Source organism: Brevibacillus sp. WF146 (genome assembly GCF_001673705.2).
Taxonomy (GTDB): domain Bacteria; phylum Bacillota; class Bacilli; order Brevibacillales; family Brevibacillaceae; genus Brevibacillus; species Brevibacillus thermoruber.
Window position 1 is genome coordinate 1,743,649 of the sequence record NZ_CP109943.1, and the last position, 13,590, is coordinate 1,757,238.

The following is a 13,590-nucleotide window of genomic DNA, read 5'->3' on the forward strand; positions in this document are numbered from 1 at the left end:
CGCCTTGCTCCGGCGTGTTTTTTGGTGGCGGAAGCATGGAGGAGATCGAACGATTCATGAGGAAATACGAAATGGCGACACTATGAGGTGGATTCCTAGAGAAATGGAGGCTCAACATTCATGTCAACAGACGTAACCCGATTGATTCAGTCGCATCGCTCCATCCGAAAATTCACGGCCGCGCCGATTCCCGAGGAGGTGCTGCAGGATGTCCTGACCTGCGCGCAGTGGGCCCCGTCCTCGCACAATGTCCAGGCCTACAGCGTGATCGTCGTGAAGTCCGCAGAAACCAAACGGCAGTTGGCGGTCTTGTGCGGCAACCAGAAATGGGTGGAGACCTGCCCGGTCTTTCTCGTGTTTTGCGCCGACTTTTACCGGCTCAAGCTGGCGTGCGAGATGCACGGTCGCGAACTGGCCGCAGACGAAGTGGAAAACCTGCTGGTCGCGGCGGTGGACACCGCGCTGGCGGCGGAAAACGTGCTGCTGGCAGCCCGCTCCCACGGGTTGGGCGGCGTCATGATCGGAGGCATTCGCAACCAGCCGGACGAAGTGACTCGTCTGCTGCAGCTCCCGCCGCTTACCTTCCCGGTGATGGGAATGTGCCTCGGCTTTCCCGATCAGGATGTGGCGCAAAAGCCGAGACTGCCGCAGCGGGCCGTCGTTCATGCGGAACGCTATCAAACCGAGCACCTGCATGACGCCCTGCGCGAGTACGAAGACATCACCGCCGCGTACTACGCGCAGCGAACGGGCGGCGAGCGCACGGACGGGTGGACGGCACAACTGGCGGAGTACCTCAGTTCGCCGCGCCGGCAGCACCTGGCCGCCTTCCTGCGCCAGCAGGGCTTTCCCATGAAATAGCGGATGACAGCAGGGGGCAGCGGCGAATGCGCTGCCCTTTGCCTGTGCTGCTCCCTACCTGTTGGGCTCCCGTTCGGAGTAGTACCGGACCGCTTTTCCCTTCGCCATGGCGAATGCGATTTCGCTGCGAGTGCTCTCTCCGATATACCCGTCCGGATCAATCACGAACATTTCGTCCGCCAGATCGATTTTCCGGCGGTGGATTCGCTCAAACAGCAGCGCCTGTTCCGGGGTGACGGGAATGTTGTCGCTCTGTTCAAAAAATCCCAGGCTGATGACCACATGCCCCTGCAGCGTCAGCGCCGCTTCCATCTCCCGAAACTGCCGTTTGAACCTGGTGGAACCGCACAAGGTGATGACCTTCATCCGTCTTCCCACATCCCCGCTTGTTTTTTCGACATTCATTCGCAGCAAACCGCCAACTTTCCTGCATCATGCAATTCTTCCATCTCCTCCTTGTTCGCCGCTTGTATTATAATAAAGAGGTTGGATTTCTACATATTGGAAAGGAGCACGTTTTTTTGTTGGACCAGGAACTGCTGCGTCCCTCGTTGAAGGAGGGGGGCGTCAAAGCGACAAAATCCTACGATCTCGACAAATTGATCTATGTCGGCTTCTTTGGCGGAATCCTCCCCGTGCTGGCGCTGGGAACCGTCAATGCCGTCTGGCTGCGGGCGGACAAAAAACGGACGATGCTGCTGCTGACTGCCGGCCTGACCGTGCTGGCGGCCAGGTTTGCCGCGATTGTGGCGACGGGAGAGGAAGGCGCCGCTTTCGTGCACTCGCGGCTGGCCGGGATTGTGATGGCGTTTGCCTATCGGTTTGCGCTAAAAAAACGGTACCGCCTGCACACCGTCCTGCAGGGTGAGCACAAATCCATGGCGAAGGCGGGACTGGTGGGAGTCGTCGCCGGCTTTGTGGCGGAAGCGGTGCTGATCCGTTTGGGGGAGGGAATCCACCATGTCACACATACCGGATGACTTTCACGCCGCCTGGCGGGAAGCCCTCTACTACTATGAAATCGGCCGCCATGAACAAGCCAGGGCCGCATTTCTCGAACTGCTCCCGTACGCCCCTGACGACGGGATGCTGCTCTATTATCTCGCCGCCTGCGCCTTTCAGCTTGACGAGACGGACGAGGCAGAGCGCTTCGTCAGGGAGGCGCTGAGGAACGGGTGCGACGGTGAAATGGCTCTCTCGCTCCTGGGGGCGATCTGCATGCGAAAAGAAGCGTATGTGGAAGCGGAGGAATGCCTGCTTCACGCGCTTTCGCTCAACCCGCAAAACGCGGGGATCATGGCCCAGTACGCCTTTTTGATGCTGAAAACCGGCTATGAGGAAAAAGCGCGCCGGCTGATGCGGGAGGCGCTGCGGCTCGATCCGGAAAACGAGACGGTGCTGCACTACCATTTTTTCTTTCAGCGCGCGTTTGACGAAAAAGCAGGACAGGAGCAAACCATTCGCCAGTACATGCACGTCGCGGAAAGCGACGTGGACAAGCTGACCAAGCTGGGACTGGCCGCGCTGGACCGGGAGGATTACCGCGAAGCGCGGGAGTGTTTCCGGCAGGCGTTTTTGCTCGAACCGACCAACCGGGACCTGTTGAGGGTGCTGGAGGAAGTGGACAGGGTGTCCCACCCGATCTTTTTCCCCAACCGCCTGATGCAAAAAATGGGCGGTCCCATCGTCTGGTGGCTCGGGTTTCTCGCACTGATGACGCTGTTGAGACGAATGGAATGGTACGGAACGGCCGCTGTGACCGCGATTGCGTACGTGCTGTTGTGCGTCTACACCTGGATATCGCCGGTCGTGTACAAACTGTTCCGAAAAATGATGCGGTAAGGGTTGGTAGTCATGACGAAGATCGAAGTGTTAAAACAGATGCTGGAGGCTGATCGGCACAACGCCTCCGTGTGGTATCTGCTCGGTGTGGAATACGCCGAGCAGGGAAACCGCAGCGAGGCCCTGCAGGCGTTTACCCAGGCGCTGGCCCACGGTGACGACGAGATGAAGCAAACCATCATCGAGGCGCTGGGAAAACTCTCGGCTGCGGAGGCCGAATTCATCCCCCCACAAGCGGAGAAGAACCGGCAGGAACCGGCGGAAGAGATTGCGGTCCCGTCCGTTCCGGCCGGCCCGATGCGGGTGATACCCGGCGGCAAGGCCCGGAGCGGGGCGGCAGCGGCCAAGGAGCGGGAAGGCGTCATCACCTTTGCCGACGTCGGCGGCATGCACGAGGTCAAAGAGGCGATCCGCATGAAGATCATTCAGCCGTTTCTCTCTCCCGGCCTGTTTGAGCGCTTCCGCAAAAAGGCGGGCGGCGGTATTCTCCTGTACGGCCCGCCCGGCTGCGGCAAGACGTATATCGCCAAAGCGACGGCGGGGGAATGCCGGGCGCGGTTTGTCAGCGTGCACATCGCCGACGTTCTCGACCCGTATCTGGGCGTGAGCGAACAAAACCTGCGCGACCTGTTCGCCTCCGCCCGGGCGCAGAAGCCGGCCGTTCTCTTTCTCGACGAAATGGACGCGCTGGGGTACAACCGGGGCAAGTCCGCCTCCCACACGATGCGGACGGTGATCGATCAGCTTCTGACCGAGATGGAAGGCATCGACGCCAATACGGATAAACTCTTGATCATCGGCGCCACCAACATGCCGTGGGATGTGGATCCGGCGTTCAAACGGCCAGGCCGCTTTGACAAGCTGATTTTCGTCGCCCCGCCGGACCGCGAGGCGCGGGAGGCGATCTTCCGGCTGAAACTGGCGGAGCGGCCGGTCGAGCCGCTGGACTACCGGCAGTTGGCGGAGTGGACCGAGCTGTACTCCGGCGCCGACATCGAACAGGTGGTCGAGCAGGCGACGGAAAACGTCATCCGCGACATCATGTCCACCGGCGTGGAGCGGCCCATCGGCGTGGACGACCTGCGCGAAGCGATTGCCGATACGCGCCCGTCCACCATCGAGTGGCTGCGCACGGTGAAAAACTACGTGAAATACGCCAACCAGGGCGGTCTGTACGACGACGTGGAGAAGTTCTTGGCGCGGCACAAGCGGATTTGAGGGGGCCGCGGGGGGGTTTTTCACCGAAAGGCTGGGGCCGTGACCGCCACAACAAGCAAGAGACTTGTGCGGTTTTTTTCCGTACAAGTCTTTTTTGAACGTACCGGGCATTGTGTTTATTGCCAGAATTATTATCGCAATGTCGAGTGAGTTAGACATACCAAGAAAAGGAAATCTGCGCTGCCTATTGATTTTAGCAAAGCGTTCATCGGACTTCCATCGTTTGACATTGTCAATGGGGACGCCATTCAGCGCACGGGAAGCCGCTGGGTTCACTTCCGATGCGACGATGGCGAAGCTGGGGCCATGAGCCGTCGAACAGTCATCGACGCGGTACAGGGCCTTGTGGAGAGGAGTGGAGCGGAGCGGCTTTTTCCCTTCGGCATTTCCCACTAGCTTCCAACCGGTTCTGTTTTTCGTTTTTTTCTGTAAGCTGTGTATGAGCAACTCATTTCCGTGGGAGGAGGCTTGTCGTGGAGAGCCGTTCCGTTTTACTGAAAGAGGCGCATGCGCTGCAGTGCGACGCAGAGGATGGGTTGGCCCGTTTTCGCGAAGCGTTTTACATCCAGCCGGGCATCGTCTACCTGGACGGCAATTCGCTCGGCCTTTTGTCCAGGCGGGCGGAGGAAGCGCTGCTGCGCGCGCTGGACGATTGGAAGACGCGCGGCATCGACGGGTGGACAGAGGGGGACAACCCGTGGTTTTACCAGGCGGAGCGGCTGGGCGCGATGAGTGCGCCGCTGGTCGGCTCCGAACCTGACGAAGTGGTTGTGAGCGGTTCTACAACGGTCAATCTGCACCAGTTGGCGGCCGCCTTTTTCTGCCCGGAGGGGAAGCGGAGCAAAATCCTCGCCGACGAGCTCAATTTTCCCTCCGACATCTACGCCCTGCAGAGCCAACTGCGGCTGCGCGGGCTGGACCCCGCCGACTACCTGGTGCGGGTCAAAAGCCGGGACGGCCGCTATCTGGCCGAGGAGGACATCATCGCCGCGATGACGGAGGAGGTGGCGCTGATCGTGCTGCCGACGGTGCTGTACAAGAGCGGCCAGCTTCTGGACATTCCCCGGCTGACGGCGGAGGCGCATGCCCGCGGCATCTTGATCGGATTTGACGGCTGCCACTCGGTGGGGGCGATCCCCCATCGGTTCAGCGAGTGGGGTGTCGACTTCGCCTACTGGTGCACCTACAAGTACCTGAACAGCGGGCCCGGCGGCGTCGGCGGCCTCTACGTCAACCGGAAGCACTTCGGACGGCTCCCGGGTCTGGCCGGATGGTTCGGCTCGGACAAGGAAAAGCAGTTTGACATGGAGCACGACTTTACGCCGGCCCGGACGGCGGGGGCGTACCAGATCGGCACGCCGCACATCCTCAGCATGGCGCCGCTGTTCGGATCGCTGGAGATGTTTGCCGAGGCCGGCATGGAGGCGATCCGCGACAAGTCGCTGCGGCAGACGCTCTACCTGATGGACCTGATCGACATGGAGCTGCCGGACATGGGCTTTGTCATCGGCAGCCCGCGTGAGGACGAGCGGCGCGGCGGCCACGTCAGCCTGGAACACCCGGAAGCGGCCCGCATCTCCCAAGCGTTGAAAGCGCACGGCGTCATCCCTGACTTCCGCGCCCCCAACGTGATTCGGCTGGCACCGGTGGCCTTGTACACGTCATACCATGAAGTGTGGAGAGCGGTGCAGGTGCTGAAGCGGATCATGCAGGAGAAGCTGTACGAACGCTACGAAAACAAACGGGGCGTCGTGACCTGACGGCAGGAGGAGGGAAGCGCATGGAATGGATCGACATTTCCCGCCCGCTTTTCGCCGGGGTGCCCACCTGGCCGGGCGACACGCCGTTTCGCTACGAGGTAAGCTGGTCCAAGGCGGCGAGCGGCTCCGTCAACGTCGGCCGATTGACGATGAGCGTCCACACCGGGACGCACGTGGACGCGCCGTTTCACGTGGATGACGAGGGGCGGCGAGCGGCCGACCTGCCCGTCGAGCTGTACGTCGGTCCAGCCCGGGTGATCGACGTCAGCGGCAAAGCGAGCATCGGTGCGGATGATCTGGCCGCCCACGACCTGTCCGGCGTGACCAGGCTGCTGCTGAAGACCGGCTCCTGGACCGACCCGGAGCGGTTTCCCGCCGACATTTGTTACCTTCGTCCCGATCTGCCGCCGTTTCTGGCGGCGAAGGGCATCCGCCTGATCGGCGTGGACGTTCTCTCGGTCGACCCGCTGGACAGCAAGGAGCTGCCGGCGCATCACGGTCTGCACGCCCACGACATTCACATCCTGGAGGGCGTCGTGCTGGATCGCGTGACGCCGGGCGACTACGAATTGATCGCGCTGCCGCTGCCGCTTCGCGAGGCGGACGGCAGTCCGGTCCGGGCGGTGCTGCGCCGCTTGGCGAACAGGAGTGGGGAATGACACGGGGGGCTCAATCCCGTAGGCTGCCCATCTCCCTGCGGAACCTGGCGGGGGAGTCACAATGTCAGCCGCATATGGATGTCATGTGGTTCTTTTTCAAACAATTCCTCATCGATTTCCGAGGTGATCGTGGAACCGCAGCTTCGATAAAACTTCACCGCCGACTCCGTTTCCGTCGACGTTTCGGAACGGTCAATCTCCCGGATTTTATGGGAATCTTCCAATTTCATCGGCATGATGGAAACCATGGCGACCCTCCTGAATGATGATACAAGGTACATGTTTTCAATGATTCGAGAAAGACAGCCGTTTACCTGTAGTGCGTTCCTGCCTGTTCGCTGATGACCGGAATGCCAGTCTACTACATGGGGGAGGCAGAGCGGAATGGTGAAAGCGCTGACCGACTACGAAAAGTACATTCGCACGGAAGAACTGCTCCGTCTGCAAAAAAACGAAGAGCAGTTGGTCTGCGAAGACGAACTGACCTTTCAGGTGATCCACCAGATTGCCGAGCTTCATTTTACATTGATTGTGCAGTACCTGGGCCAGGCCAGGACCGCCATGCTTGCCGGCGATCCGGATCGGGCGGCCGCCCGGTTGGGCCGCGTCAACCTGCATCTCAAGCATCTGCCGGAAGTCTTTCAGATGGTAAAGGTGATCAACCCGATCGACTACCATACCATCCGGCTGGCGTTGGGGCGCGGCAGCGGGCAGGACTCGCCCGGCTTCAACCGGATCCTGCAGACGGGGCCGACGCTGTGGGAGCCGTTCGAGCGGCTGCTGACCGACGCCGGCCTCAGTCCGCTGGAACTGCACAAGCAGCCGGACGCCCAACCGGCACTGTTCCGCTTGATGCAGGAACTGCTTCAGTTTGACGAGTCGTTCCAGAGCTTTCGCTACCAGCACCTGCAGTTGGTCAAACGAATGATCGGTCTGGAGAACAACAGCCTGAAAGGAATCCCCGCCCAGGCGCTGCAAAAGGGCGTGCGCCACGCGTTTTACCCGGCGCTGTGGAAAGCGATCAGCGAGCTGACGGACTGGACCGGCTCCAGCAACAACTCGCAGCCGCTGGGAGACTAGCGGAGCGGCCGAGCGGCGGAGCCGGCCGCCTTCCATAGCGGGTCAGCCCGCAGAGGACAGCTAGGCTTGTCCGCTTTTCCGCTGGTTCGATGTTCCGTGCGCCTTGCTGGTCCCGAAAAAGGATGGCAGATCGGATGCCGCCATCCTTTTTCGCGTGTATGTCAACTTACGTGCTACGTGATCTACAGGAGGGGGGAGGTCTTTTCGATCACGTCCCACTTCATGCCGCGGGCTTTCAGCCGGGTCAGAAACGGGATCGGATCGATCAGCTCGGGCGGTATGCAGCCTGTCGCGGTCAAGAGCCCCTCCGCCATCATGTCCACGGCTACGACGGGCGGAATGCCGGTCTGCCAGATCGTCGCCTGGAATTCGGTTTTGTAGAAAACCTCGTCATGATTGGCGATGGTGTAGACGTACATGTCCTTTCGCTTGTTGTCCTTTTTTCCTTTGACGAGCGCGCCGACGCAGGAGTAGCCGTGAATTTTGCCCGCCAGGTCGGCCGGTTTCGGCATCGAGGTGACGACCACGTCGCGCGGCGCCACCTTTACGCCTTTGACGTCGATCTCCTCGTCGCTGTCCAGCCCCAGGTAGCTCAATACCTGCAGCGTATTGACGAAGTCGGGGTGCAGGGCGTACTTGAAGTCCACGTACCTGCATCCCTTGGCCCGGCCGATGGTTTCGCCCAGGGTGGTGGCCTCCTCGTGCTCGACGTTGTAGCAGTCGAGCCAGCCGATCGGTTCGGGGAATTCAAACTCCTCCTTGTTGGCGAACGGCGTCGGGAAATACTGTTCCCCTTTGTCCGCGGTCCAGTAGTTAGGCTTGGCGAGACACTCCTGGATGGCGGTCTGCGGGCTGAAGTAGGAGCAGAAACCGTCGTAGTCGACGACGGAATTGTCGCCGTCGCGGATCAGAATGGCATCCACTTCGTCCAACTGATCGACGGCGTACCGGGCCGCGATGTTGGAAAAGCCGGGGTCGCACCCCAAGCCCATGATGCCCAAGAGGCCGGCCGCTTTGAACGCGTCGTTCCAGGCCAACTGTTTGCGGAGCCACTGCGGCCCGCTGGAGGCGGTATCAATGTAATGCGTTTTCGTGTTCAAGCACGCTTTCATCACTTCGAAGTTGTTTTCGGGCAAACCGATGTGCAGCAGTACGTCGATGTCGCCCAGAATGGCCTGGACGCTCGACACGTCGCGGGCGTCCACCCGCTTCACCTGAATCTCCACGTCGGTTTCCCGGCGCAGTTCGGCGGCCAGTTCTTCCGCCGGACCGATGGAAATGTCGGCCAGCACCAGTTTTTCCAAGTAACGCGACTTCACGATTTCGCAGGCGCTCACTTGTCCAACGCCGCCAACACCTACTATTGCGACTCGCATAGAGTCCTCCTTCCGTATGTGGGCAACGGTCTATCTTCGCATTCGAAACAGCCATTTTTGCAGATGAAGATCGATATCGGCGGGGTGCACCGACACTTGGGCAGTCATGTCAATCGGCTCCCGAGGGCGCAGGTTCATGAGAACAACCTCCTTGTGTTCGAGTGGTCATTCGTGTACACGGGGGGAAAAGCGAGGGGGCTTAGGGGGAAGGCAGCGATACCGCATGGGTGCTGTCACCTCCTTTTCCAGTCATGGACGAAAAAGTTCGAGCAAGCCGTGTCGCGCGGGGATAGTACATGTGTATTCATCTGCCCGGACGTCCCATGCGCTCGGCAGGGGAGAAAAAATCCGGACCCCAAAAGGAAAGGTCCGGTCTCCGGGAACTAGAGAGGCGGCGCCGCCGGTCAGGACTTGTATTGAATCAAGCCGAATCCGAGCCCTGTCGGATCGACCAGATAGGCCAGGTGAAAATCATCGAAATCCATTGGTTCCCGGACGATGTTGGCCCCGTTTTCCACCGATTTGGCGATCGCCTCCTCGATCGAATCCACCTCGATGATGATGCGGGTGCCGTGCGGATAGTCAGGCGGCCCCAAGTCAATGCCGCCGTTGATGCCCGGACGGTCATCGGAGCCGGTTGTCACCGCGTAGTAATCCCACCGCGGCTCCGCGATGTTCCAGCCGAAGACGGTGGAATAAAACTGAACGGCTCGCTCGGGGTTTTGGCTGCTTAATTCGAACAGGACGACACGTGCCATGAGGAGCACTCCTTTCGTAATAGAGGGAATCATATCCAATTCCCTGCCGCCAAGGGAAACCCCTCTTTCTTTGCGTATAAAGAAAATAGGAACCACCTTAACCCACCTGACCCTTGAAGAAGCGAACCAGAAGAAAACGTGCCTGCGGCCGCGCAAAAAAGTAGAATAAAGAGAGGAAACAAAGAAACCCCCTTTTTCACGGAGGAGACGACATGATCCGTTCGATCACAGGGCAGGAACTTTCCGCCCTGCAGGAGCGTTTGTGTTTGGAAGAAGTGTACATCCTGTACAGCAACCTCTTTGTGCGGGCGGACAGATGCATCGCGCTTGCGCAGACACACAACGAAGAGATTTGTCTGGTAGGAACCTATCTGAAAGGCTTGCCTTTCCACGCGTTCACCTTCCATGTATGTGAGCTTTCGAAAGGAAGAACTGACGGAAACGCCTCATATCGGCTTGTTTTCCCCTGCCGGCGACCTCATGTCGATGGCCGGGTTTCACATTTTTCACGAGCGCTATGTGGAGATCGGCAATATCGGCACTTCGCCAGCCCACCAAAACAGAGGATGGGGAACGCGGATCACGTCGGACATTTGCCGGCTGGCACGGGAGAAATCGCCGCACGTTACGCCTATCTCGAATGCTGCTGTGACGTTCGCGCGTGCCGCACGCGGCGCCGTCTGCCAGATTCTTGTTGACGAACAACCTGGCATTCTTTACAATGATACCCAACAGGTAAACACTGTTCTTATCCAGAGCGGCGGAGGGACTGGCCCGATGAAGCCCGGCAACCGTCACGAGGTGCGTGACCAGGTGCCAATTCCTGCAAGACAGAGGTCTTGACAGATAAGAAGCGGGTTCGTTTGATACGGATGCAGGCCTTCTTCTTGTCGGAGAAGGCTTTTTCGTTCTTCTGTTCCTGAACTTCATAGGACTTCTTTCTTATCCAGAGAGGTGGAGGGACTGGCCCGATGAAGCCCGGCAACCGTCACGCGGTATGTGACAAGGTGCCAATTCCTGCAAGACACGCGTGTCTTGAGAGATGAGAAGGAGGCTCGGGCGCAATGCACACAAGCCTTCTTCGAATCGGAAGAAGGTTTTTTCGTGTTGTACAAGACAAAAACGGGGTGGGAGAAACATGAGCGTGGTAAAAGTGGGCTTGTTGGGATTGGGAACGGTAGGCGGCGGGGTGGTCAAGACGATCCGCGCGCAGCAGGAGAAGCTGTCGGCCCGGCTGGGCAGGCGCATCGAAATCGTCAAGGCGCTGGTGCGCGACACGCGGAAGCAGCGGGCCGTGCAGGTGGAGCCGTCGCTGTTGACGACGCGGTTTGCCGACGTTCTGGAAAGCGACGTGGACATCGTCGTGGAAGTGATGGGCGGCGTGGAGCCGACCTACGACTACGTGCGGGCGCTGATCCAAAAGGGCTGCCATGTGGTGACGGCCAACAAGGAACTGCTGGCCAAGCGCGGCGCGGAGCTGGTGGAACTGGCCAACCGGCACGGCGTCCATCTCGCCTACGAAGCCAGCGTCGCCGGGGGGATTCCCATCCTCGGCGTGCTGCGCCAGTTCCTCAGGACCAACGACATTACGGAGGTGCGCGGCATCCTCAACGGAACGACCAACTTCATCCTGTCGCAGATGGAGGAGGCGCAGCTGCCCTACGCGGACGTGTTGAAGCAGGCGCAGGAGCTGGGCTATGCGGAGGCCGATCCGCGCTCCGACGTGGAAGGCTGGGACGCCCTGTACAAGCTGTACATTCTGGCGCAGCTCGTGTTCGGCGAGTCGCTGCCCCTCTCCGCCATCGAGCGGCAGGGGATTGCCGACCTCTCGCAGGGCCACATCCGGCTGGCGAAAGAGCTGGGGTACCGGATCAAACTGCTGGCGCAAGCGCGCCGGGAAGACGGCGGTCTGCACCTGTCCGTGCGGCCGACGCTGGTGCCGCTGGGGCATCCGCTGGCGCGCATCCGGGATGCGTACAATGCCGTCCAGGTGGAGGGCAGCCTCGTCGGCGACCTTTTGTTCACCGGCAAAGGGGCGGGCGAACTGCCGACAGCCAGCGCGGTCGTGGAGGATCTGGCCTTCTTGCTGACCCAGCCGTTTACGCCTCATCCCGCCTGGCGGGAACGGCCGACGGCGGTCCCGTCCAGCCGGCTCTCATCCGGCCTCGACTTCTGTTTTCTGGAAGGGACAGCGGCCCGCGTGACGCCGGAGCAGGTGCTGCTGTTCCTCGAACGGGCGGGAGTCGCCGTCCGCAGGCTGACCGTCCAGTACGATCCGGGCAGCGTCCTGCGCGTGGGCTTGCTCGCCGCCGGACTCAGGGAGGAGCACGCGGAGCTCTTGGGACGGGACTTCGGCCTGCAGGCGCGGCTGTACCCCGTGCTGGAGGCGGCCGACGATCGTGGTGCCGTCGAAGGGACTGTGGGTTGGTAAACAAGCGTCCAACTCCCCATCGCATTCGCCGGGATTTTTTGGCATGATAGAAGCGGAGCACTTCTTCTTCAAGGGGATGAGGACACATCATGCTGGGTTCGCAAACCATTCTGCCGGCCATTCGCCACATGAAGGAGTTTGAGCGCGTCCTGGAAAGCCGGTACGACACGATCATTCTGCTGGAGAGCCATATCTGTCAACTGAAAAGCATCGCCGACCTGGCGCGCCGGCACGGAAAAAAGCTGTGGCTGCACGCCGATCTGGTGCAGGGGTTGAAAAACGACGAGCACGGCGCGCTGTTTCTCTGCCAGGAGATCAAGCCGGCCGGCGTCATTTCCACCCGTTCGCAGGTGATCACGACCGCCAAAAAGAAGGGCTTGGTCACGGTGCAGCGCCTGTTTTTGCTGGACTCCGGCGCGCTGGAGACAAGCTACAAAATCCTCGAGCAGACGAAACCCGATTTCGTGGAAGTCCTGCCGGGGGTCATGCCGCACATCATTACGGAAATCCGTGAGCAGATCCGGATTCCGATCATCGTCGGCGGGTTTATCCGCACCCGGGAGGAGATCGAGAGCGCTCTGGCGGCGGGAGCCATCGCCGTCACCACCTCTGATCGAAACCTGTGGAAACAACTGTAAAAAAGTGGTTGACAACGCTTTCACGTCCGCTTATGATTGATTCCAGAAGGTCATACGTCGGATGAGATCAGGAGATCCACCTATTTCTCTAGTGTTTAAGTTCCCGTGGGCTTAAGCAGTGGTTGATAGGTGGATTTTCTGTTTTCTTCCAGGGAGGTGAACGGCGAAAAGGGGGGAGCCGGTCCGGTCTCATCATAAAAAAGAAGAGAGTGGGGGAACATGATGTCGGCGTATTGGGCGGAACTGATCGGGACCATGATGCTGGTGATTCTCGGGGACGGCGTCGTGGCGGGCGTCGTGCTGAACAAGTCCAAGGCGCAAGACGGCGGATGGATCGTGATTACCATGGGCTGGGGCTTTGCCGTCGCCTTTGCCGTTTACGCGGTCGGGGGAGTCAGCGGCGGCCATCTGAATCCGGCCGTCACCATCGCGCTCGCGTCGATCGGAGCGTTCGCTTGGGAGCTCGTGCCCGGGTACATCCTGGCCCAGATGGCCGGGGCGTTTCTGGGGGCTGTGTTCGTCTACCTGTACTACCTGCCGCACTGGAAAGAAACCGCTGACCCGGCGGCCAAACTGGGGGTATTCTGCACGGCTCCGGCGATTCGACACACGTTTGCGAATGTTCTCAGTGAGGGGTTGGGCACGTTTTTTCTCGTGTTCGGCCTGCTGGCCATCGGCGGCAACACGTTTGCCGAAGGGCTCAATCCGCTGATTGTCGGCTTTTTTATCGTCGCCATCGGCATGTCGCTCGGCGGGACCACCGGCTACGCGATCAATCCGGCGCGCGATTTGGGGCCGCGCCTCGCCCACTTCGTCCTGCCGATCGCGGGCAAAGGCTCATCCGACTGGAGCTACGCCTGGATTCCGGTCGTGGGGCCGATCGTCGGCGGGACGGCGGGAGCGCTCGTATTCAAGACCTTGTTCGGCTAAGCGGTCGGCCCGGGCCGATTGACGCAGCGAGGGATCG

14 protein-coding genes, 1 pseudogene and 2 riboswitches are annotated in these 13,590 nt (G+C 60.3%); of the genes and pseudogenes, 11 read left to right on the forward strand and 4 right to left on the reverse strand.

Annotated elements, in window-relative coordinates:
* Nucleotides 1-120 precede the first annotated feature (120 nt).
* The gene (gene nfsA / locus A6764_RS08570) at nt 121-861 is read left to right on the forward strand and encodes an oxygen-insensitive NADPH nitroreductase (protein ID WP_029100015.1); all 741 of its coding nucleotides are present in this window, start codon (nt 121-123) and stop codon (nt 859-861) included.
* 54 nt (nt 862-915) lie between these two features.
* Here the strand turns inward: nfsA and A6764_RS08575 are convergent, their stop codons facing one another.
* Nucleotides 916-1,227 carry a hypothetical protein gene (locus tag A6764_RS08575; RefSeq protein ID WP_065066807.1) on the reverse strand — a complete coding sequence of 104 codons (312 nt, stop codon included), beginning with the start codon at nt 1,225-1,227 and terminating at the stop codon, nt 916-918.
* 155 nt (nt 1,228-1,382) lie between these two features.
* Here A6764_RS08575 and A6764_RS08580 point away from each other — a divergent pair, with 155 nt between their 5' ends.
* The 5 genes from A6764_RS08580 to kynB all read left to right on the forward strand — a co-directional run bounded on the left by A6764_RS08580 (nt 1,383) and on the right by kynB (nt 6,340).
* Nucleotides 1,383-1,841, forward strand: a complete 459-nt coding sequence (locus A6764_RS08580; RefSeq protein WP_029100017.1) for a hypothetical protein — start codon at nt 1,383-1,385, stop codon at nt 1,839-1,841.
* Entirely contained in the window at nt 1,822-2,703 is an 882-nt protein-coding gene (locus A6764_RS08585) for a tetratricopeptide repeat protein (RefSeq protein WP_029100018.1), read from the forward strand. The genes A6764_RS08580 and A6764_RS08585 overlap by 20 nt, the downstream gene beginning before the upstream one ends.
* Nucleotides 2,704-2,715: 12 nt before the next feature.
* Nucleotides 2,716-3,921 carry an AAA family ATPase gene (locus A6764_RS08590; RefSeq protein ID WP_029100019.1) on the forward strand — a complete coding sequence of 402 codons (1,206 nt, stop codon included), beginning with the start codon at nt 2,716-2,718 and terminating at the stop codon, nt 3,919-3,921.
* Nucleotides 3,922-4,394: 473 nt separating this feature from the next.
* Nucleotides 4,395-5,681, forward strand: a complete 1,287-nt coding sequence (gene kynU, locus A6764_RS08595; protein ID WP_065066802.1) for a kynureninase — start codon at nt 4,395-4,397, stop codon at nt 5,679-5,681.
* A 20-nt stretch (nt 5,682-5,701) separates the two neighbouring features.
* Entirely contained in the window at nt 5,702-6,340 is a 639-nt protein-coding gene (gene kynB / locus A6764_RS08600; protein WP_065066801.1) for an arylformamidase, read from the forward strand.
* Between the two features lie 56 nt (nt 6,341-6,396).
* On the opposite strand, the gene A6764_RS08605 is transcribed toward kynB, so the two are convergent.
* Nucleotides 6,397-6,588 carry a hypothetical protein gene (locus A6764_RS08605; protein ID WP_065066800.1) on the reverse strand — a complete coding sequence of 64 codons (192 nt, stop codon included), beginning with the start codon at nt 6,586-6,588 and terminating at the stop codon, nt 6,397-6,399.
* A 136-nt stretch (nt 6,589-6,724) separates the two neighbouring features.
* Here A6764_RS08605 and A6764_RS08610 point away from each other — a divergent pair, with 136 nt between their 5' ends.
* A complete protein-coding gene (locus A6764_RS08610; protein ID WP_065066799.1) occupies nt 6,725-7,420 on the forward strand; it encodes a tryptophan 2,3-dioxygenase family protein in 696 nt (231 codons plus the stop codon).
* A gap of 182 nt (nt 7,421-7,602) precedes the next feature.
* Here the strand turns inward: A6764_RS08610 and A6764_RS08615 are convergent, their stop codons facing one another.
* Nucleotides 7,603-8,796 carry a saccharopine dehydrogenase family protein gene (locus A6764_RS08615; protein ID WP_029100023.1) on the reverse strand — a complete coding sequence of 398 codons (1,194 nt, stop codon included), beginning with the start codon at nt 8,794-8,796 and terminating at the stop codon, nt 7,603-7,605.
* 404 nt (nt 8,797-9,200) lie between these two features.
* Entirely contained in the window at nt 9,201-9,554 is a 354-nt protein-coding gene (locus A6764_RS08620) for a VOC family protein (protein WP_029100024.1), read from the reverse strand.
* Nucleotides 9,555-10,040: 486 nt separating this feature from the next.
* Here A6764_RS08620 and A6764_RS22375 point away from each other — a divergent pair.
* The 4 genes and pseudogenes from A6764_RS22375 to A6764_RS08640 all read left to right on the forward strand — a co-directional run.
* Nucleotides 10,041-10,109 (forward strand): annotated as a pseudogene (locus A6764_RS22375) (hypothetical protein); the annotation flags it as partial.
* 190 nt (nt 10,110-10,299) lie between these two features.
* Nucleotides 10,300-10,407: riboswitch (SAM riboswitch) on the forward strand.
* 86 nt (nt 10,408-10,493) lie between these two features.
* Nucleotides 10,494-10,603: riboswitch (SAM riboswitch) on the forward strand.
* 89 nt (nt 10,604-10,692) lie between these two features.
* Nucleotides 10,693-11,985, forward strand: a complete 1,293-nt coding sequence (locus A6764_RS08630) for a homoserine dehydrogenase (protein WP_264622481.1) — start codon at nt 10,693-10,695, stop codon at nt 11,983-11,985.
* 86 nt (nt 11,986-12,071) lie between these two features.
* Complete coding sequence (locus tag A6764_RS08635; protein WP_413541986.1) at nt 12,072-12,623, forward strand: glycerol-3-phosphate responsive antiterminator; 552 nt, start codon at nt 12,072-12,074, stop codon at nt 12,621-12,623.
* Nucleotides 12,624-12,845: 222 nt separating this feature from the next.
* Entirely contained in the window at nt 12,846-13,553 is a 708-nt protein-coding gene (locus A6764_RS08640; protein ID WP_065066797.1) for an MIP/aquaporin family protein, read from the forward strand.
* The last annotated feature ends 37 nt before the right edge of the window (nt 13,554-13,590 follow it).